Raw genomic sequence first — 20,189 nt, 5'->3', positions numbered from 1 at the left:
ATCTTAACAATTAAAGAAATGATGGAAATATCAAATAACCAAAATGACTAAAGGGTTTTTTATATACCCTTTACCACAAAAAACGATATAGGCCGAAAATTGAATTAAACGATTGTTTTATAAAAATAAAATTAGCAAATAGGCATCAGAAATCAAATGATAAAAATTACCATTTACGCTTCTTTGCGGCGGAAAATAGCGCAAAGGCGCACTTTCCGGTAGTATGCGTCGGTTTTTTCAGGTCATATGAGATTCACCGTCATGCCAACCATGCTGTTTAAAGATTTTCAGTTTGAAGCCGCTCATCGGCTTCCCCATGTTCCAGACGGACACAAATGTGGCCGCCTGCATGGCCACTCATTTATGGTTCGACTGGAAATTACCGGCGAAGTCGATGCCTATACCGGCTGGGTGATGGATTTTGCCGAACTGAAAGCCATCTCTCGTCCGATCTGGGAGCAGTTGGACCACCACTATCTGAACGAAATTCCTGGGTTGGAAAATCCCACCAGTGAAATTCTGGCTCAGTGGATTTGGCAAAGACTGAAACCGATACTGCCGCTCTTAACCGCCGTCCGGGTCAAAGAAACCTGCACAGCAGGTTGTGTGTATCGGGGAGAGGAAAAGTAGTCGCCTGACCAGCACGGACGCACCGGTCAGGTTGTCGTCAGGCTATGTTCAGGTATTTGTGGGTCTGCATGGATAAACGCCAGTTACGCGCTATGCAGGTGGCAATGCATAACCGAGTCGCTTCTTCTTTCTGGCTGATAGGCTGTAACGCAATGACCCGCGCCTTATCATCATCCAACCGGTTCAACAGCGCATCCAACGTTTCAATATCACGCTCCCGCGCCACCGGATGTTTAATTTCATCCGACCGCTGCAGCGCCTGATCGATAACGACCATGCCGCCGCGCATATTCACCTTTGGCGAGACCGTGACCCAGCAATCGGTTGAGCAGCGGATTTCGTGCGTCCCGCTGGTTTCGATTTGGGTGCTGAAGCCCAGCGCTTCCAGTCGCTGAGTCAACGTCGTCAGATCGTGGATGCAGGGCTCGCCGCCGGTAATCACCACATGCCGGGCGGTATAGCCCAGCTGCGTCATATGGCCCACGATGTCGTCCACGCTGGCCAGTCCCCAGGCATCGCTCTCCGTCGTTTTATCGACGATCTGCTTGAGCGGAATTTCCCGCTCCGGACGCTTTTCCCAGGTGTGTTTGGTGTCACACCAGCTGCACCCTACCGGGCATCCCTGTAAACGGATAAACACCGCGGGAACGCCGGTAAAATAGCCCTCTCCCTGTAAGGTCTGGAACATTTCGTTAATCGGGTACTGCATGTTTTTCCACTGTAGCGGTTGCGTAAAAAATCATTATCGCAGATCGCCGATGAGTCGCCAAACAACCGTCATCATTAGCCTGATAGGTTTTGATTGAGTCATGACTCACGACCGGTTAATAATCGCTATTTAGTGCTAGGCTTAATCCATCAAAACCCGAAAACGACAAGGAACGAAAGACATGAGTTCGCTGAAATCTCTGACGTTGTGTTTAATGACGCTGTTCGCCGTTCCCGTGGTGGTGAACGCTCAGGCCGTCCCGCAGGTAAAAACCCAGCCGGGCTACTACCGACTGATGCTCGGGCAATTTGAGGTGACCGCGCTTTCAGATGGCACATTTACGATGCCGATGGGAACGCTGCTGGCGCGCACGCCGGCAGACATCATCAAACAGCGTCTGGCGGATGACGAACTGGACCCGTCCGCCGTCGAAACCTCCATTAATACCTTCCTGATCAACACCGGCAAAAATCTGGTTCTGATCGATACCGGTAACGGCGAAAAACCGGGCGCGCCGGTAGGCCGTCTTCTGAGTAATTTGAAAGCCGCGGGTTATCGACCGGATCAGGTCGATACTGTGATCCTGACCCATTTGCACGGCGATCACATCGGCGGTCTGCTGACTAACGGTAAACCGACTTTCCCTAACGCGGCGGTCTACATCAGCAAAGCCGACAGAGATTACTGGCTGAGTGAAGCGAACCTGCAAAAAGCGCCAGCCGACGGCAAAGCGAATTTCCAGCTGGCTCAGAATACGTTCCAAGTGATTAATGCCGCGAAGAAAATGAAGGTGTATAGCGGCAACGATCGGATCGTACCGGGGATCACCGCCCTGCCGCTGTCAGGTCACACGCCGGGTCACTCGGGGATGTGGGTCGATAGCGATGGCGCCAAGCTCTTGGTATGGGGCGACATCATCCATGCCGCTGCCGTTCAGTTCTCGTTGCCAGCCACCACGATCAACTTCGACTCGGATATGGATACCGCAGCGAAAAACCGCGCGTCCATTTTGGCGGATGCGGCTGACAAGGGCTACTGGGTCGCGGGCGCGCACATCAGCTTCCCCGGTCTCGGCCACGTTAAGGTGCTAAAAGACAGTGACGGCCAGCCAAACGGCTATCGCTGGGTTCCGGCCAACTACAGCCTGTCAGGGCTGGCTGCGCAGTAAATAAGGTCTACGGCAGGGGGAACGTTCTCCCTGCCCCCTCCTCCGCTTTATCCTTTCATTTTGCCTCTTTCTCCATGGCTGACGCCACCGCAACCATGGCACGCGATGCGTTCAGAGCTGTCTACCCGATAAAGTCTTGGTTTTGGAGATAAGAACCGAGAAAAGTCGCCTGCTGAGTCAGTTTTAAACGACAGGCAAAAAAAATCCGGAGGCGCAGGACGCGCTTCCGGATTTGTATTCAATCCCACCGGAGTCTGAACGCTATTTCGCATCAGACTCCAGAGAAGAAAAGGAGGCGATTAAGCCTGGCCTTTCACTTCTTTCAGACCGTTGAACGGCGCTTTGGCACCCAGTGCTTCTTCGATACGAATCAGCTGGTTGTATTTCGCTACACGGTCAGAACGGCTCATGGAACCAGTTTTGATCTGGCCAGCTGCAGTACCTACCGCCAGGTCAGCGATGGTCGCATCTTCAGTTTCACCAGAACGGTGAGAGATAACGGCAGTGTAGCCAGCGTCTTTCGCCATCTTGATTGCAGCCAGCGTTTCGGTCAGAGAACCGATCTGGTTGAATTTGATCAGGATGGAGTTAGCGATGCCTTTGTCGATACCTTCTTTCAGGATCTTGGTGTTGGTGACGAACAGGTCGTCGCCCACCAGCTGGATTTTGTCGCCCAGGACTTTAGTCTGGTATGCAAAACCTTCCCAGTCAGATTCGTTCAGGCCATCTTCGATGGACACGATCGGATACTGTTTGGTCAGTTCTTCCAGGTAGTGAGTGAATTCCTGAGAGGTGAAGGTTTTGCCTTCGCCTTTCAGTTCGTAGTTGCCAGTTTCGTTGTTGTAGAACTCGGAAGCGGCACAGTCCATAGCCAGAGTCACGTCTTTACCCAGAACGTAACCTGCTTTTTCTACGGCTTCTTTGATGGCAGCCAGCGCAGCAGCGTTGGATTCCAGGTTCGGTGCATAACCACCTTCGTCGCCGACTGCAGTGTTCATACCTTTAGCTTTCAGAACTTTAGCCAGGTTGTGGAACACTTCTGAACCCATACGGATGGCTTCTTTAACGGTTTTCGCGCCAACAGGCTGAATCATGAATTCCTGGATGTCGACGTTGTTGTCAGCGTGCTCACCACCATTGATGATGTTCATCATCGGCAGCGGCATGGAGTACTGACCCGGGGTGCCGTTCAGTTCAGCGATGTGTGCGTACAGCGGCAGGCCTTTGGAAGCGGCAGCAGCTTTAGCAGAAGCCAGAGAAACGGCCAGGATTGCGTTAGCGCCGAATTTGGATTTGTTTTCAGTGCCGTCCAGGTCGATCATGATCTGGTCGATGTTAGCCTGATCTTTGGCATCTTTGCCCAGAACAGCCTGTGCGATCGGGCCGTTAACAGCTGCAACAGCTTTGGTCACGCCTTTACCCAGGAAACGAGATTTGTCGCCATCACGCAGTTCCAGCGCTTCGCGGGAACCAGTGGAAGCACCTGACGGTGCAGCAGCCAGACCTACGAAACCACCTTCCAGGTGAACTTCAGCCTCAACGGTCGGATTTCCGCGTGAGTCGATGATTTCACGGCCAATGACTTTAACAATTTTGGACATTAGATTTTCCTCAGTACAAGTTAAACTAAAACCTCAGACGAACAACGCGCGACCTCTGGACGCGCGTTGCTGACAAAACCCTATTTTTCCTGACGTTTCTGGTACGCTCCCGCGGCTTTCACAAAGCCAGCGAACAGCGGATGCCCATCACGCGGCGTGGACGTAAATTCCGGATGGAACTGACAAGCTACGAACCACGGATGATCAGGGATCTCAACAATCTCTACCAGTCGGCGGTCGGCGGAATAACCAGCAACACGTAATCCCGCCGCTTCAATCTGTTTCAACAACATGTTGTTGACTTCATAACGATGACGATGGCGCTCGATGATCGTCGGCTCGCCATACAGGCCGCGAACCAGGCTGCCTTCGGTCAGATGGCATTCCTGCCCGCCGACGCGCATTGTACCGCCGAGGTCGCTCTCTTCGCTACGCACTTCCAGGTTGCCTTCGGCATCGCGCCATTCGGTGATCAGCGCCACAACGGGGTATTTGCAGTCAGGGACAAACTCGGTGGAGTTCGCGCCTTCCATACCCACGACGTTGCGGGAGAACTCCATCAGCGCGACCTGCATGCCGAGACAAATGCCTAGGTAAGGGATCTTGTTCTCGCGAGCATATCGCGCTGCCATGATCTTGCCTTCCACGCCGCGGTAGCCGAAACCACCCGGCACCAGGATAGCGTCTAAATCTTTCAGAACTTCGACGCCGCGGCTTTCTACATCCTGCGAGTCGATGAACTTGATGTTCACGGTCAGACGATTTTTCAAACCGCCGTGCTTCAGCGCTTCGACAACGGACTTATAGGCATCCGGCAGTTCAACGTACTTGCCGATCATGCCGATAGTCACTTCGCCGCCCGGGTTGGCTTCTTCGTAAACGACCTGTTCCCATTCTGACAGGTTCGCTTCCGGGCACTCCAGGCTGAATCGTTTACAAATATAATCGTCCAGGCCCTGCGATTTCAATAGCGACGGAATTTTATAAATAGAATCAATATCTTTAAGAGATATCACCGCTTTTTCCGGCACATTGCAGAATAATGCAATTTTCGCGCGCTCGTTCGCGGGTACTGTGCGATCGGAACGACAAATCAGCACATCCGGCTGAATCCCGATGGACAACAGTTCCTTCACGGAGTGCTGCGTGGGCTTGGTTTTCACCTCGCCTGCGGCCGCCAGATAAGGCACCAGCGTCAGGTGCATAAACAGGGTGTGTTCACGCCCCACTTCCACGGCCATCTGACGAATCGCTTCAAGGAACGGCAGCGATTCGATATCGCCCACCGTACCGCCGATTTCGACCAGCACCACATCGTGGCCTTCGCCGCCTTCGATGATGCGCTCTTTGATCGCGTTGGTGATATGGGGGATAACCTGAATGGTCGCACCCAGATAATCACCACGGCGCTCTTTGCGCAGGACGTCAGAATAGATCCGTCCGGTGGTGAAGTTATTGCGGCGCGTCATTTTAGTGCGAATAAAACGCTCATAGTGGCCCAGGTCGAGATCGGTTTCGGCGCCATCTTCGGTGACAAACACTTCACCGTGCTGCGTAGGGCTCATTGTCCCCGGATCCACATTGATATACGGGTCCAGTTTCATGATGGTCACGTTGAGGCCGCGGGCTTCGAGAATAGCCGCCAGAGAGGCTGCGGCAATGCCTTTACCCAGAGAGGATACGACCCCGCCGGTCACAAAAATATAATTAGTTGTCATGCTGAACCTGAGAGTTTAGGTTTAAGGATGATGGAAGACCAAGACGGGAAAGTAGTATACCGGAACCTGATGGGCGCCACAAATGTTCGTTTTGCCTAATATCGGATAGTCATCCTGTCCGTGGTCGCCGCGACCTTGCGAAGTCGCGGCAAAACATCTTCCTGAAAAATCATACTGATAAAACAAAATATGTGAATTATCAGCCATTTCAGACCTAAAATCCCTTAATGCCCTTTTTCTTCACATTTTACCTGCTGCCAGGCAGCCTCCATTTCCTCAAGGCTGGCTTCGGGAAGNGTTTTCCCTTTTTCGCTAATGATTTGCTCTACCTGACGAAAACGGCGACAGAATTTACGATTTGCGTCCTGCAGCGTGATTTCCGCCTTATGGCCCAAATGTCGTGAAAGATTGACGGCGGCGAAGAACATATCGCCCAGCTCTTCGCCCAGGCGTTCCTGATCCACCACCGCCTGCTTCGCCTCGAACATGACCTCGTCGATTTCTTCGTACAGCTTGTCCACGACAGGTCCCAGCGTTTTCCAGTCAAACCCCACCGCCGAGCAGCGCTGCTGAATTTTTTGCGCCTGCATCAGCGCTGGCAACGCTTCCGGGATATCATCGACCTGCGAGTGGAGTGCCTTTTCGGCTCTCTCCTTGGACTTGGTCTGCTCCCAAGTTTTCAGCGCGTCGGCGGCGTTCGGCGCATCGGCCCCGGCGAAAATATGCGGATGACGCCGCTCCAGCTTGTCGCTGATGGCGTCGCAGACGTCGGAAAAGTCGAACAGTCCCTGCTCCTGAGCCATCTGGGCGTAAAACACGACCTGATACAGCAGATCGCCGAGCTCGCTGCGCAAATCGTCGAAATCCTTACGCCGGATGGCGTCCAGCACTTCATAGGTTTCTTCCAGCGTGTAAGGAACTATCGAATCGAAGGTTTGTTTGCTATCCCACGGGCAGCCGCTTTGCGGGTCACGCAGCCGCGTCATGATAGTGAGCAGTCGGGAGATGGATGAGGACATAACGTTTCCTGGTTGAGGCTGAATGGGCGGGCAACGGGCCCGCCCAGATGATTGGACTGCGGCTCAGCTGCCCTGCTGACGACGCGCGTCAATGACGTCAGGAAGCTGATTCAGCTTGGCCAGTACCCGGCCCAGCACCTGCAGGTTGTAGATCTCGATTTCCATGTCGATCGTCGCGAGCTGCTGTTTGACGTCGCTGCGGCTGGAAACGCCGAGCACGTTGACCTTCTCGTTGGCGAGGATGGTCGTGATGTCGCGCAGCAGACCGCTACGGTCGTTGGCGGTCACGCGCACCACCAGCGAGTATCCGCTGGAGTAGCTTTCCCCCCAAACCGCATCCACCACGCGTTCCGGCGCATGGCCGCGCAGTTCGTCCAGCTGTTCGCAGTCGGCCCGATGGATCGAGATCCCACGCCCTTTGGTGATGAAGCCGACGATATCGTCGCCCGGGATCGGCTGACAGCAGCGTGCGATGTGGTGCATCAGGTTGCCGACGCCTTCCACCACGACGCGCCCGTTGTCTTTGCTCGCGCGCGTCGGCGCCGGGGTCTTCTGGGTCAGTTGACGCAGCGCCTCACGATCCTGTTCTTCGGCGCTCGGCTGATTAACCTTGGACTGCAGGAAGTTGACGACCTGATTCAGGCGAATATCGCCGCCGCCGATCCCGGCCAGAAACTCATCCATCGAATTGATGTTGTAACGCGGCAACAGCAGTTTTTCGGCCATCTTATGGCTGAGGCCCAGGTTTTCCAGCTCGTTGTCGAGGATCTGCTTGCCCGCCAGGATATTTTTATCGCGATCCTGTTTCCGGAACCAGTTGTGGATCTTGGACCGCCCGCGGCTGGTGGTGACATAGCCCAGATTAGGATTCAGCCAATCCCGGCTGGGGTTCGGCTGCTTCTGAGTAATGACTTCGATCTGGTCGCCCATCTGCAGCTGATAGGTAAATGGTACGATGCGGCCGCCGACCTTGGCGCCGATGCAGCGATGCCCGATGTCGCTATGAATATGATAAGCGAAGTCCAGCGGCGTCGAACCGGTCGGCAAATCAATGACATCGCCTTTCGGCGTAAACACGTAGACGCGGTCGTCGAAGACCTGGCTGCGCACCTCGTCCAGCATTTCGTCCGAATCCGCCATCTCCTCCTGCCAGGCCAGCAGCTTACGCAGCCAGGCGATACGCCCTTCGTAGCCGGAGCGGCTGGTGGTCGACGCGCCTTCTTTATACTTCCAGTGCGCGGCGACGCCCAGTTCCGAGTTCTCATGCATTTCGCGAGTACGGATCTGGATCTCCAGCGTTTTACCGCGCGGCCCCAGCACCACGGTGTGGATAGACTGATAGCCGTTCGGCTTCGGGTTCGCGACATAGTCGTCGAACTCATCCGGCAGATGACGATAGTGGGTATGTACGATCCCGAGCGCCCCGTAGCAGTCCTGTAAACGCTCGACGACGATCCGCACGGCGCGGACGTCGAACAGCTCGTCGAAGGACAGCGATTTTTTCTGCATCTTGCGCCAGATGCTGTAGATATGTTTCGGACGGCCGTACACTTCGGCTTTCAGCCCGTCCTTCTCCATCGCCTGACGCAGGTTGGTCACGAAGTCGTCGATATACTGCTCGCGATCGATGCGCCGTTCATGCAACAGACTGGCAATGCGTTTGTACTCTTCGGGGTGCAGATAGCGGAAGCAGAAATCTTCCAGCTCCCACTTCAGTTGACCGATGCCCAGCCGGTTCGCCAGGGGCGCATAGATGTTGGTGCACTCTTTCGCCGCCAGCACCCGCTCTTCTTCCGGGGCGTCCTTGACTTCGCGCAGGTGGGCGATACGCTCCGCCAACTTGATGACGACACAGCGGAAATCTTCCACCATCGCCAGCAGCATCCGCCGGATATTATCCACCTGCTCCGACGCGACGGAGTCGTGCTGCGTGGCCTTGAGCTGACGTATCGCATCCATATCCCTGACGCCGTGCACCAGATTAGCGATATTCTGACCGAACGCTTCTTTTAGCGTCTCTTCGTCGACGACATCCGCATTGACCAGCGGGAACAGCATGGCCGCCCGCAGGCTGTCGTTATCCATACTCAGCGTGGAGAGGATCTCGACCATTTCGATGCCGCGCCACAACAACAACAACGCATCCGGATGATCTTTCGTGTGCTGTTCACAATAGCGCCAGGTGTCTTTCAGGCGCTCGCATGACTGCTGGTTGGCGATCCCCAAAGACGCGATCCACACATCGGGTTCGAATTCGCCTTCGGTATTTAAATGTGCACTTCTTACCGCAACCATAAATTCTCCCTTTCTTTACCGACCACCGGCGCCGGGCAGAAACAACGCCATGGATTCAAGATGCCCGGTGTGTGGAAACATATCCAGCATCGCTATCCGCGCCAGCTGATAGCCGGCCTCCAATAGCACTTTGCTGTCTCGCGCCAGCGTGGTCGGGTTACAGGATATGTAGACCACGCGCTCAGGCGCCAGTTTCACGATGTGAGACATAACGCCCGGCGCGCCGGCGCGGGCCGGATCGAGCACTATTTTGTTGAACCCCTGCGACGCCCACGGCTGCCGGGTGACGTCCTCTTCCAGGTTATGATGAAAGAATACCGCGTTGGATAAACCGTTGCGTCGGGCATTTTCCTGTCCCTTGGCCACCAACGCCGGCACGCCTTCCACGCCGNCGACTTCGGCGGCCCGCCGGGCCAGCGGCAGCGTAAAATTGCCCATACCGCAAAACAGGTCAAGCACACGGTCCTGCGGCTGCACATCGAGCCAGGACAAGGCCTGACTAACCATTTGCCGATTGATGACGTCGTTCACCTGAATGAAGTCCCGCGGACTGAACGCCAGGGAAAGATCGTCAATGTGATACGTCGGCATTTCGCCGTGCAGACACTCAAGGGCGTCTGTCTCACCGGCGAGAAACAGCGATATCGACCGCGCGCGCGCCAGTGCGATAAGCGCCTGACGGTCTGCGGCGCAGAGCGGATCGAGATGGCGCAGAATCACCAGCGGCCCTTGATCGGCGAGCACCAGCTCGACATGACCGAGACGCCTTTTCGCCTGAAGGCTGCTGAGGCATTCGTGCAAAGGTACCAGCAGCGCTTCCAGCTCGGAACATAGTATCGGGCAGTGACGCACCTCCACCAAATCGTGCGAGGCCGCCTGGCGATACCCCATCTGCAATCGCTGTGATTTAGCCTGAAAGTATAACCCAAGCCGGGCACGGCGTCGGTAGGCGTAGGCCGGGCCGCTAATCACATCCGGCGAAGGCACGGTGACTCCGATCTCCCTCGCCATCAACCGCATTAGGGCGCTGGATTTACTCCGTTCCTGAAGCGCCTGACTGGCATGCTGCTGCTGACAGCCCCCGCAGACGTTGAAATGCGGGCAGCGAGGGTCGACACGATCTTCGCTCTTGCTCAACAGCTGTTTCAGGCTCGCCCGGGAAAACTGTTTCTTATCCTCAGTCACCTGAACTTCGGCCTGTTCCCCCGGCAACGCGCCAGCGATGAAAATCGTTTTCCCCTGATGACGCGCCACGCCCTGACCGAACGGGTCGAGGTCATTGACCGACACGGTGATGCGTTGACGGGTCGTCACACGCCGTTTTGGGGAGTAGAATTGCGCCATATAAGTGTGATGTCATGTATTAACGGATTAATCAGCCTCAATTCTCCCACATTGGACCCCCATGACCAAATACAGTCTGCGTGCACGAATGATGATTCTGATTCTGGCGCCCACGCTGCTGGTGGGACTCCTGCTCAGCGGCTTCTTCATCATTCATCGTTATAATCAGTTGCAGGATCAGCTGACGGAAGCCGGCAGCAGCATTATTGAACCTCTGGCGATCAACAGCGCATTCGCCATCGCCCAGCACCAGCCGGAAACGCTGCGCCAGCTGGTACACCGGCTGCATCGCCGCCACGCCGATGTGGTTCGCGCCATCAGCGTTTTCGATACGCATCATCGTCCCTTAGTGAGCACCTACTCTCGCGATATCAACAATATCCTGGCGCTGCCGGAAGGAGCGCCGGTGCCGGATTCGCTCCAGATTTTCGAACGGGACAATCACCTCATCATGCGTATGCCGCTGCTGACGGAGGAGGCGCTGTCCCCGTCGCTCCCCACCAGCAATGCCCGCATAGCGCCGGTGGGGTATGTCGCCATCGCCCTGAATCTGGATAACATCGAACTGCAGCAGTATCGGGAAATCGGTCTGGCCGGTCTGCTGTTGCTGATGAGTATGGGGTGCGCGCTGCTGTTCGCCTATCGCCTGATGCGGGACGTCACCACGCCCATCCGCAATATGGTGGATACCGTCGACCGCATTCGCCGGGGCCAGCTAGACAGCCGCGTCGAAGGCAAGATGCTTGGCGAGCTGCACATGCTGAAAAACGGCATCAATTCGATGGCGATGTCATTGACCGCCTACCACGAAGAGATGCAGCAGAATATCGATCAGGCAACTTACGACCTGAGAGAAACGCTGGAGCAGATGGAAATTCAGAACGTTGAGCTGGATTTAGCCAAGAAGCGCGCTCAGGAAGCCGCCCGCATCAAGTCCGAGTTTCTCGCCAATATGTCGCATGAGCTGCGCACGCCGCTCAACGGCGTGATCGGCTTCACCCGACAAACGCTGAAAACGCAGCTGACGCCCACGCAGCAAGATTACCTGCACACGATTGAACGTTCAGCCAACAACCTGCTGAACATCATCAATGACGTGTTGGACTTCTCCAAACTGGAAGCTGGCAAGCTAGTGCTCGAGCACATCCCTTTCTCTCTGCACAACACGCTGGATGAAATGGTGATACTGCTGGCCCATACCGCGCACGAGAAAGGGCTGGAGCTGACGCTAAACATCAAGCGCGATGTCCCGGAACAGTTTATCGGCGACCCATTACGCATCCAGCAAATCGTCACTAACCTGCTGGGCAACGCGATTAAGTTCACCGAGCACGGCAACATTGATATCCGCGTGGAAAAACGTTCCCAACAGCATCAGCAGGCGCAGCTGGAAATTCAAATCAAAGATACCGGCATTGGGATTGATGAAACGCAGCAAACCCAGCTGTTTCAGGCTTTCCGACAAGCCGATACCAGCATCTCCCGTCGGCATGGCGGAACCGGACTGGGTCTGGTGATCACCCAGCGGCTCGTGCAGGAAATGGGCGGCAATATCCGCTTCCACAGCGTGCCCGATAAGGGGTCGACCTTCTGGTGTACGCTGAATCTGCAGTTGAACCCGCACCCCGCCGTGCTTAATAACTACTTCGATATGCTGCAAGGGAAAAATCTGGCCTATGTCGAAGCCAACCCGGCAGCCGCGCAGGCGACGCTGGATGTGCTGAGGCGAACGCCGCTGACCGTCAGCTACAGCCCCACAACCGAACAACTGCCGGCGCAAAAATTCGATATTTTGCTGGTCGGCATTCCCGTCCATTACCGCAATACGCTGCTGGATTTCACCCCCAAGATCCACAGTCTCTGCCGTCGCGCGCCCTGCGTGATCCTCGCCCTGCCCAGCCTGGCGCAGATGGATGCGGAACAGCTGAAATCATTGGGCGTTCATGCCTGCCTGAGCAAACCGATCACCTCAGCGCGCCTTCTGCCGCTGTTGCAGGACACCAATCTGTTCCAGTGCAACTATGCGAACACGACTGGGCTGGAACTTCATCGTCAGCAGGAAACCCCGCGACTGCCGCTGCGGGTGATGGCGGTCGACGACAATCTGGCGAACCTGAAATTGATCGGCACGCTGTTGAAAGAGCTGGTGGACGACATCATTCTGTGCGAAAGCGGCGCGGAGTCGGTGGAACAGGCCAAACAAAACGACTTGAACGTGATACTGATGGATATTCAGATGCCGGGAATGGATGGTCTGCATGCCAGCGAGCTGATCCGCCAGTTGCCCAACCATAAAGACACGCCAATCATTGCCGTCACGGCACAGGTCATGCACGGCGAGCGGGAGCAGTTTCTCCAGTCCGGCATGGACGACTATCTGTCTAAACCCATTGATGAAAAGATGCTGTACAGCGTGCTGCGTAGGCACGTGCCGGAGCCGGAAGCCACCCCGGTCGACGCCGCCGAGGAAACGCCGTCGCTGGACTGGGCGCTGGCACAACAGCAGGCCGCCAACAAGCCGGAACTGGCTCGTGATTTGCTCAAAATGCTGTTGGACTTCCTGGACCAGGTGCGCCCGCAGATTGAAGCGCAATTGAATGGGCAGCATCAGGCATCGCTGTTGGAAACCATCCACAAACTGCACGGCAGCTGTAGTTATAGCGGCGTGCCTCGTCTCAAACAACATTGCGCCTATCTGGAACAGCAGCTGCGTCGCGGCGTAACGGCAGAAGCCTTAGAGCCGGAGTGGCTAGAACTGCTGGATGAAATGGCCCATGTTGAGAAAGCGGCGAGACAATATCTTGCCGATTAACAAAACGCTCTCATTAATTCCCTCTTCAAGGGGGGAATTAATGTCATTTTATTTTATCTGCTTTGTAAACACCTTGTTGAGCGGGATAAATACATAATTCGTTATATTTTTAACAACTCAAACAAAATCTAATTTTTATTTTGTGATTATTTAAATTCATCAAATGACTTTATCGTTTAAATACTCATTATCACGAGAATGAGTATTATCTACATCCTGAAATCACGAATAAATTGACAATATCACCCTTTACCGGATAATCCCCAGCCTGGTGGAAACACCCCCGAATAGACGGCGATTGCCTTATATAAATAAGTCCTATTCCCAAACCACCATCGATAATAATAAAGCGCCACTCTTTTAATAAATTTTCTTATTCAATCGGTTATTTATTTTTCATTTATTTCTTTTACGACGACACACACTCGGGGTTTTGTTATGAGGGTTAATACACCTGTCAGCCAACAAGAATATTCGCTAAGCGCGGATACCACGTTAATGTCAACGACTGACATCAAAAGCCATATTACCTATGCCAATTCGGCCTTTATTCGGGTCAGCGGATTTGACGCCGAAGAACTTATGGGCCAACCCCATAATATTGTCCGTCATCCGGATATGCCCCCCGCAGCCTTTGCAGACATGTGGTATACCCTGCAACAGGGAGACAGCTGGACTGGCATGGTAAAAAATCGCCGCAGAAACGGTGATTATTATTGGGTCCGCGCTAACGTCACGCCGGTTTATCATAACGATAAACTTTCTGGTTATATTTCCGTACGTAACACGCCGGAAGCAGAAGAAGTCAAAGCCGCCGCGGCGCTCTATGACGCGGTCATCAAACAGCAGGCTGGTCGTCGCAAATTCTATAAAGGATTGGTGGTCAGAACGGGCCTGTTATCCATTCTCTCCCTATTCCAAAAAATGCCGGTACGCTGGCGTCTGCGCTGCGCCGTCTTGGCTGGCGGTATGATACCTTTTCTTTTGTCCCTGTCCGGCGCCGGCATTCTCCCGCAAGCCTTCGCTTCGCTGCTGACCATGCTGTTGCTGGACATCTTTTTACAGCAGCAAATCGCCCGCCCTCTGCAAACCCTACTCCGTCAGGCGCAGCGCGTCGTTTCGGGCAGAAAAGTCGATGCTCTGCGGTTCAACCGCGTGGATGAAATCGGCATGCTGCTGCGGGTGGTCAATCAATTCTCGCTCAATCTGAACTCGCTGGTCGACGACGTCAGCACTCAGGTGGCGGGCATGAAAAGCGTCAGCGAGCAGCTGGCGGCAGGCAACGTCGACCTGAGCCAACGCACGGAAGAGACGGCGGGCAACCTGCAGCAAACGGCGGCGGCGATCGAAGAGATCACCTCAGCTGTCCACCAAAGCGCCGAAACGGCGGCGAACGCAATTCAACTGACCGACGACGCCACTCAGGCGGCACAGCAAGGCGGCGACATCATGCGGCAGACCGTCGAGATGATGAGCGCGATTAACGCGGCAAGTGCAAAGGTGGTGGACATCATTGCCGTCATCGACAGCATCGCGTTCCAGACCAACATTCTGGCTCTTAACGCCGCCGTGGAAGCAGCCCGCGCGGGCGAACAAGGTAAAGGATTCGCGGTCGTCGCCGCCGAAGTCCGGCAGCTGGCGCAAAATTCCGCTTCCGCCGCCAAAGAGATCAAGGCCTTGATTGACGATAACGTCGCCAGCGTTCAAAACGGCAGCCATCTGGTAGAAAAGGCCGACCAGCATATTTCAAGCATCGTGGAACATGTCGGACAGGTCAGCGGCCTCATCCACGAGATCGGTCTCGCCACACGGGAACAGACGTCGGCGCTGGCGTTGATCAACGACTCCATCGCCCAGATCGAGCAAATGACGCAAAGTAACAGCGAGATGGTCACCCAATCGTCCGGCGTGGCGACAGGATTGAAACAGCAGGCTATCCGCCTGACGGAAGCGGTTAACGTCTACGGACGCTAACGCAAAGGAAACCGGCGAGCATAACAGTGAATGTTTTATACTGAACTAGCATTAAAAGATTATAACAATTCGCCGACAATGAGATCTTACCCTCCGCGTACATTGGCGCAGGGTAAGGGATGAGTATCATGGCATGACACAATGATTAAGGAGCGAAAATGACAAGTATCAGCTCAGTGTCTTCCGTCAGCAGCAGTTCATCTGGCGGTTCGACCAACTACACGCAGAAAATCAACCAGCTCAATCAGAAACTGGAAAAAACCACCGAGCAGTTGAAGGATGTGTCCACTTCAAATGCGGATGAAGAGACGAAAGCCACTCAAACGCAGATGTTGCAGGCACAGATTGAGATGATTGAAGCTCAGATTGAGCAGCTCCAAACCCAGCAGGCTCAGGAGCAAATGGCGCAGGCCCAGCAAAGTCAGCAACAGCAGAGCGTCGCTGAAAGCAGCAATGCGTCGAGTTCCAGCAGCAAAAAGGAAGGCGTCAATCAGCCAACCGACACCAATCAGATTGATATCTATATCTGACGGTCCTCTGCCAGTTTGGCGCTTTTGGCGTCATCCTGGAGAGTGACCCACGGTCGGGCCTTGACGCCCGACCGCGTTTTCTACTCTATAGCCGGCGATCCCACAAAAGCCCCTTGAACATCGTCGTCACGCTTCGCCTGCCTGAACCCCGCACCGTCATGGCGTAAACCGCCTCTTTACGCTTTCCCCACGCTTTGCCGCAAATTTCTGTGTTTTTTCAGACAAAGTGCTAAATATTCGCCTAACTCACTTGTTTTATAATCACTCCATAGCCTACCAAGGCTGACAATGGAGGAAGACATCATGGCCGCAATCAGCGCAATATCGTCGACATCATTCAGCGATTCGTCCAGCAACCGTGATAACACACAAAGGATTGCCCGGTTGCAACAGCAGATACAGCATCTGACCCAACAATTGAGTCAGGTCACGTCCAGCAGCGGTGAAGATCCCAGCGCGCAGATGGAGATTCAGATGATTGAAGCGCAGATTCAGGCGCTCGCTGCCCAGATTTCCCAGCTGCAATCTTCTCAGACGCAAAGCTATGCCACCAATAGCAGCACGCAGACCAGCAGTTTCTCGACGTTGGCGGACGGCATTAATCGCCCTACCGCCAACAACCAGATTAACGTCTACGTGTAAGGGTAAGAAAAGGAACGAGCCGGTCAGTCAGACCGGCCGTTTGAGGCGTCTTTCAGGGGTTTGATCAACCCCTGCAAACCTTCCATTTTGATCACCATCGTCAGTTGCAGCAGCTCGCCTAAACGCCCTTCGGGAAACACCTCTTTACGTGCGAACCACAGCAGATACTCTTCCGGCAGATCGATCAGCGCCCGGCCTTTGTATTTACCAAACGGCATCGTCGTGTTGGCTATCGCCAGCAGGTCGGCTTTTTCCATCGCTATTGCTCCAGCAAGCGTATCATTTCCGCCTCGTCAATGACCGGAATGCCCAACGACTGCGCCTTAGTCAGTTTCGACCCCGCCGCTTCGCCCGCGATCACCATATCGGTCTTTTTCGATACGCTGCCGCTGACCTTCGCGCCGAGCGCCGTCAGGCGATCTTTGGCTTCGTCGCGGGACAGAACGCTCAACGACCCCGTCAGCACGAGCGTTTTGCCTGCAAACGGACTGGATGAGGCGTCGACGTCGACCACAACAGGCTCGGGCCAGTGGATGCCAATCTCGTCGACAAGCTCCCGGATCACCTGCTGGTTATGCTCTTCATCCAGGAAATTGCGCACGCGTGTCGCCACGACAATCCCGACGTCCTGTACCTGCTGCAATGCGTCCAGATCCGCGTCAGACAGAGCCTGCGGCGTCAGGAAATGCGCGGCCAGACTCGCCGCGGTCGCCTCGCCGACGTCCCGGATGCCCAACGCATACAGGAAACGGGCAAAGGTGGTCGACTTCGCTTTCTCCAGCGAGTTGACCAAATTCTGCGCCGACTTCGGCCCCATGCGATCCAGCCCGGTGAGAATGCCCGCCGTCAGGCGGAACAGGTCTGCGGGCGTGTGCACGTACTCCTTTTCCACCAGTTGGTCGATGATCTTGTCGCCCATTCCATCGACGTCCATCGCCCGGCGGGAAACAAAGTGCTTCAGCGCTTCTTTACGCTGGGCGCCGCAGAACAAACCGCCGGTGCAGCGGGTCACCGCCTCGCCTTCCACCCGCTCGACGTCGGAGCCGCAGACCGGACACTGGTCAGGGAAAACGATAGGCTGCGTTTCCTGCGGACGTTCCGTCAACACAACGCTGACGATCTGTGGGATGACGTCTCCGGCGCGGCGCACCGTCACGCGGTCGCCGATACGAATGCCGAGACGTTCAATTTCATCGGCGTTGTGCAGCGTGGCGTTGCTGACCACCACCCCGGCGACAGCCACCGGCTCCAGCCGCGCGACCGGCGTAATCGCCCCGGTGCGGCCAACCTGAAACTCCACGTCGCGCAGCCAAGTCAGCTGCTCCTGCGCCGGAAACTTGTAGGCGACCGCCCAGCGAGGCGCGCGGGCCACGAAGCCAAGACGCTCTTGCAGCGCGAGATCGTCGACTTTGATCACCACGCCGTCGATATCGAATCCCAGACCGCTGCGCGTTTCTTCCACCTGGCGGTAGAAGTCCAGCACCGCGTCGCTGCCGCAGCATCGCCGAATGCGATCGCTGACCGGAAGTCCCCAGGACTTAAAGCGTTGCAGTCGCTCCCAGTGGGAGTCCGGCAGCGTGCCGTCCTCCACCAGTCCGACGCCGTAGCAGAAAAAGGTCAGCGGACGTTTAGCCGTAATGCGCGGGTCCAACTGACGCAGCGAACCGGCGGCGGCGTTGCGCGGGTTGGCAAACACCTTGCCGCCCGTGCGACGCGCTTCCTCGTTCAGCGCCTCGAAGCCGCCATGCGTCATAAAGACTTCGCCGCGCACTTCCACCCGACGCGGAATGTCGTCGCCGCTCAGCCGCAGCGGGATCGCGCCGATGGTGCGAATGTTCGAGGTGATGTTCTCCCCCGTCGTCCCGTCGCCGCGGGTGGCGGCACGCACCAGCACACCCTCTTCATATAGCAGGCTGACCGCCAGTCCATCCAATTTCAGTTCACAGCAGAACGAGAGATCGTCCTCGTGTTTCAGGCGATCGTTGATTCGCTTGCAGAACGCCTGAAAACTTTCTTCGTCGAAAACGTTATCCAGCGACAACATCGGCACTTCGTGCCGTACCGACTCGAACGCCGCCAGCGGCTCCGCGCCCACTCGCTGCGTCGGCGAGTCCGGCGTGATCAGCGCCGGATGTTCTTGCTCAAGCGCTTTCAGCTCACGCATCAGACGGTCATATTCCGCATCGGGAATTTCTGGCGCATCCTCCACATGATACTTGTGCTCGTGATAACGAAGCTGGGTGCGCAGCGTTTCAAGACGTGCTTCAACAGACTGTGAATTCAATGGAGTAAACCCTTTCTCTGACATAACGACATCGATCAGCGGCTGGCCTTGATGATATTGATGATATTGGTGGTCGAACAGCCGTCCTCAAAGTTCAGCACTTTGACTTCGCCGCCGTTGTCCCAGACTTCTTTGCTGCCCGCGATCTCTTCCGGCTTGTAATCGCCGCCTTTCACCAGAATATCCGGCAGGATTTCGGCAATCAGACGCTGCGGAGTGTCCTCTTCAAACGGCACTACCCAGTCGACGGCTTCCAGCGCGCCCAGCACGATCATACGCTGCATCAGCGGATTGACCGGACGAGTGGGGCCTTTAAGACGTTGAGTCGATGCATCGCTGTTCACGGCGACAATCAGACGGTCGCCCAGCTTGCGGGCGTTCGCCAGATAGGAAACATGGCCGGCATGCAGAATATCGAAGCAGCCGTTGGTCATCACGATACGCTCGCCGCGCTGACGCGCCTGTGCGACCGCCGCTTTCAGCTGCGCTTCGTCCATCGCGCCGAACCCGGTTTCCGCACGACCGCGAACCGCATTTTCCAGCTCGATCGGCGTGACGGTGGAGGTTCCCAGCTTGCCGACCACGACGCCCGCGGCGGCATTGGCCAGGAAGCAGGCTTCTTCCAGCGGATTACCGGCGGCCAGAGCGGCGGCCAGTACGCCGATGACCGTATCGCCAGCGCCGGTCACGTCATACACTTCCTGCGCCTGCGTCGGCAGATGCAGCGGCGTCTGACCCGGCTGCAGCAGCGTCATACCCTGCTCTGAACGCGTCACCAGCAGCGCGGACAAATCCAATTCCGCCATCAGCTTCATACCGCGCGCGACCAGATCGTCTTCGTCGCGGCAACGGCCTGCAACAGCTTCGAATTCCGACAGGTTCGGCGTCAATAGCGTGGCGCCGCGATAGCGGGCGAAGTCCGTGCCTTTCGGGTCGATCAGCACCGGCACGCCGGCCGCCTTGGCTGTCTGGATCATGCTTTGCACGTGGACCAGCGCGCCTTTGGCGTAGTCCGACAGCACCAGCGCGCCAATTTTCGGCAGCGCCTGCTGAATGCGTTCAATCATCGGCTCCGGGTCAACGTTGTCGAACCCTTCCTCGAAGTCCAGACGGATCAGCTGCTGGTTACGGGACAGCACCCGCAGCTTAGTAATCGTGGGATGCGTCGCGACGGAGACGAAATCACACTGCACATTGACTTCGCTCAGTTTGGCATTCAGCGCCCGGGCCGCATCATCGATCCCGGTCAGGCCGACCAGGCGCGAACCGGCGCCCAGCGCCGCGATATTCATCGCCACGTTCGCCGCGCCGCCCGGACGCTCCTCGATGGTGTCGACCTTGACCACCGGTACCGGCGCTTCCGGCGAAATACGGCTGGTCGGACCATACCAATAACGGTCGAGCATGACATCGCCCACCACCAGGACACCGGCTTGACGAAAATCAGGTAGCGTAACTTTCAT

At 55.8% G+C, this 20,189-nt stretch carries 15 protein-coding genes; 6 read left to right on the top strand and 9 right to left on the bottom strand.

The genetic code is table 11. The features are described from left to right. Positions 1–261: 261 nt before the first annotated feature. Positions 262–630, top strand: coding sequence for a 6-carboxytetrahydropterin synthase QueD (gene queD, locus SB13_RS04655; protein WP_026739240.1), 369 nt, complete (start codon positions 262–264; stop codon positions 628–630). A 37-nt stretch (positions 631–667) separates the two neighbouring features. Here queD and queE read toward each other — a convergent pair whose 3' ends face one another. Further along, positions 668–1,339, bottom strand: coding sequence for a 7-carboxy-7-deazaguanine synthase QueE (gene queE, locus SB13_RS04650; RefSeq protein ID WP_026739239.1), 672 nt, complete (start codon positions 1,337–1,339; stop codon positions 668–670). Positions 1,340–1,520: 181 nt separating this feature from the next. On the opposite strand from queE, the gene SB13_RS04645 reads away from it, so the two are divergent. Next, complete coding sequence (locus tag SB13_RS04645) at positions 1,521–2,507, top strand: MBL fold metallo-hydrolase (RefSeq protein ID WP_026739238.1); 987 nt, start codon at positions 1,521–1,523, stop codon at positions 2,505–2,507. Positions 2,508–2,806: 299 nt separating this feature from the next. Here SB13_RS04645 and eno read toward each other — a convergent pair whose 3' ends face one another. From eno to rlmD, 5 genes are all read right to left on the bottom strand, one after another. Further along, complete coding sequence (gene eno / locus SB13_RS04640) at positions 2,807–4,108, bottom strand: phosphopyruvate hydratase (RefSeq protein ID WP_026739237.1); 1,302 nt, start codon at positions 4,106–4,108, stop codon at positions 2,807–2,809. Between the two features lie 80 nt (positions 4,109–4,188). Continuing rightward, on the bottom strand, positions 4,189–5,826 hold the full coding sequence (gene pyrG / locus SB13_RS04635) for a glutamine hydrolyzing CTP synthase (protein WP_026739236.1): 1,638 nt from the start codon (positions 5,824–5,826) through the stop codon (positions 4,189–4,191). A gap of 224 nt (positions 5,827–6,050) precedes the next feature. Continuing rightward, the gene (gene mazG / locus SB13_RS04630) at positions 6,051–6,845 is read right to left on the bottom strand and encodes a nucleoside triphosphate pyrophosphohydrolase (RefSeq protein ID WP_026739235.1); all 795 of its coding nucleotides are present in this window, start codon (positions 6,843–6,845) and stop codon (positions 6,051–6,053) included. A 63-nt stretch (positions 6,846–6,908) separates the two neighbouring features. Further along, positions 6,909–9,140 carry a GTP diphosphokinase gene (relA, locus tag SB13_RS04625; RefSeq protein WP_026739234.1) on the bottom strand — a complete coding sequence of 744 codons (2,232 nt, stop codon included), beginning with the start codon at positions 9,138–9,140 and terminating at the stop codon, positions 6,909–6,911. A 15-nt stretch (positions 9,141–9,155) separates the two neighbouring features. Continuing rightward, positions 9,156–10,484, bottom strand: coding sequence for a 23S rRNA (uracil(1939)-C(5))-methyltransferase RlmD (gene rlmD, locus SB13_RS04620; RefSeq protein WP_026739233.1), 1,329 nt, complete (start codon positions 10,482–10,484; stop codon positions 9,156–9,158). A 61-nt stretch (positions 10,485–10,545) separates the two neighbouring features. Here rlmD and barA point away from each other — a divergent pair, with 61 nt between their 5' ends. From barA to SB13_RS04600, 4 genes are all read left to right on the top strand, one after another. Then, positions 10,546–13,296 carry a two-component sensor histidine kinase BarA gene (barA, locus tag SB13_RS04615; protein ID WP_026739232.1) on the top strand — a complete coding sequence of 917 codons (2,751 nt, stop codon included), beginning with the start codon at positions 10,546–10,548 and terminating at the stop codon, positions 13,294–13,296. Between the two features lie 438 nt (positions 13,297–13,734). Further along, on the top strand, positions 13,735–15,270 hold the full coding sequence (locus SB13_RS04610; protein WP_026739231.1) for a methyl-accepting chemotaxis protein: 1,536 nt from the start codon (positions 13,735–13,737) through the stop codon (positions 15,268–15,270). Between the two features lie 158 nt (positions 15,271–15,428). Further along, complete coding sequence (locus SB13_RS04605; protein ID WP_026739230.1) at positions 15,429–15,800, top strand: FlxA-like family protein; 372 nt, start codon at positions 15,429–15,431, stop codon at positions 15,798–15,800. A 303-nt stretch (positions 15,801–16,103) separates the two neighbouring features. Beyond that, the gene (locus tag SB13_RS04600) at positions 16,104–16,442 is read left to right on the top strand and encodes a FlxA-like family protein (RefSeq protein ID WP_026739229.1); all 339 of its coding nucleotides are present in this window, start codon (positions 16,104–16,106) and stop codon (positions 16,440–16,442) included. A gap of 23 nt (positions 16,443–16,465) precedes the next feature. Here the strand turns inward: SB13_RS04600 and SB13_RS04595 are convergent, their stop codons facing one another. Genes SB13_RS04595 through hldE form a run of 3 tightly spaced genes read right to left on the bottom strand, consistent with a single transcriptional unit; the run spans position 16,466 to position 20,189 of the window. Further along, positions 16,466–16,699, bottom strand: coding sequence for a DUF3820 family protein (locus SB13_RS04595; RefSeq protein ID WP_026739228.1), 234 nt, complete (start codon positions 16,697–16,699; stop codon positions 16,466–16,468). Between the two features lie 2 nt (positions 16,700–16,701). Beyond that, positions 16,702–18,750, bottom strand: coding sequence for an NAD-dependent DNA ligase LigA (gene ligA, locus SB13_RS04590; protein ID WP_036151421.1), 2,049 nt, complete (start codon positions 18,748–18,750; stop codon positions 16,702–16,704). A gap of 11 nt (positions 18,751–18,761) precedes the next feature. Next, positions 18,762–20,189, bottom strand: coding sequence for a bifunctional D-glycero-beta-D-manno-heptose-7-phosphate kinase/D-glycero-beta-D-manno-heptose 1-phosphate adenylyltransferase HldE (gene hldE / locus SB13_RS04585; RefSeq protein WP_026739226.1), 1,428 nt, complete (start codon positions 20,187–20,189; stop codon positions 18,762–18,764).

This window comes from Lonsdalea quercina subsp. quercina (assembly GCF_000688695.1).
Lineage (GTDB): Bacteria > Pseudomonadota > Gammaproteobacteria > Enterobacterales > Enterobacteriaceae > Lonsdalea > Lonsdalea quercina_D.
This window is presented reverse-complemented; position numbering and strand designations above follow the sequence as displayed.

Coding starts and splice junctions, on each gene's coding strand:
- relA (WP_026739234.1), bottom strand. CDS start 9,140: ATGGTTGCGGTAAGAAGTGCACATTTAAATACCGAAGGCGAATTCGAA.
- SB13_RS04610 (WP_026739231.1), top strand. CDS start 13,735: ATGAGGGTTAATACACCTGTCAGCCAACAAGAATATTCGCTAAGCGCG.
- queD (WP_026739240.1), top strand. CDS start 262: ATGCCAACCATGCTGTTTAAAGATTTTCAGTTTGAAGCCGCTCATCGG.
- hldE (WP_026739226.1), bottom strand. CDS start 20,189: ATGAAAGTTACGCTACCTGATTTTCGTCAAGCCGGTGTCCTGGTGGTG.
- ligA (WP_036151421.1), bottom strand. CDS start 18,750: ATGTCAGAGAAAGGGTTTACTCCATTGAATTCACAGTCTGTTGAAGCA.
- barA (WP_026739232.1), top strand. CDS start 10,546: ATGACCAAATACAGTCTGCGTGCACGAATGATGATTCTGATTCTGGCG.
- SB13_RS04595 (WP_026739228.1), bottom strand. CDS start 16,699: ATGGAAAAAGCCGACCTGCTGGCGATAGCCAACACGACGATGCCGTTT.
- eno (WP_026739237.1), bottom strand. CDS start 4,108: ATGTCCAAAATTGTTAAAGTCATTGGCCGTGAAATCATCGACTCACGC.
- queE (WP_026739239.1), bottom strand. CDS start 1,339: ATGCAGTACCCGATTAACGAAATGTTCCAGACCTTACAGGGAGAGGGC.
- SB13_RS04605 (WP_026739230.1), top strand. CDS start 15,429: ATGACAAGTATCAGCTCAGTGTCTTCCGTCAGCAGCAGTTCATCTGGC.
- SB13_RS04645 (WP_026739238.1), top strand. CDS start 1,521: ATGAGTTCGCTGAAATCTCTGACGTTGTGTTTAATGACGCTGTTCGCC.
- SB13_RS04600 (WP_026739229.1), top strand. CDS start 16,104: ATGGCCGCAATCAGCGCAATATCGTCGACATCATTCAGCGATTCGTCC.
- pyrG (WP_026739236.1), bottom strand. CDS start 5,826: ATGACAACTAATTATATTTTTGTGACCGGCGGGGTCGTATCCTCTCTG.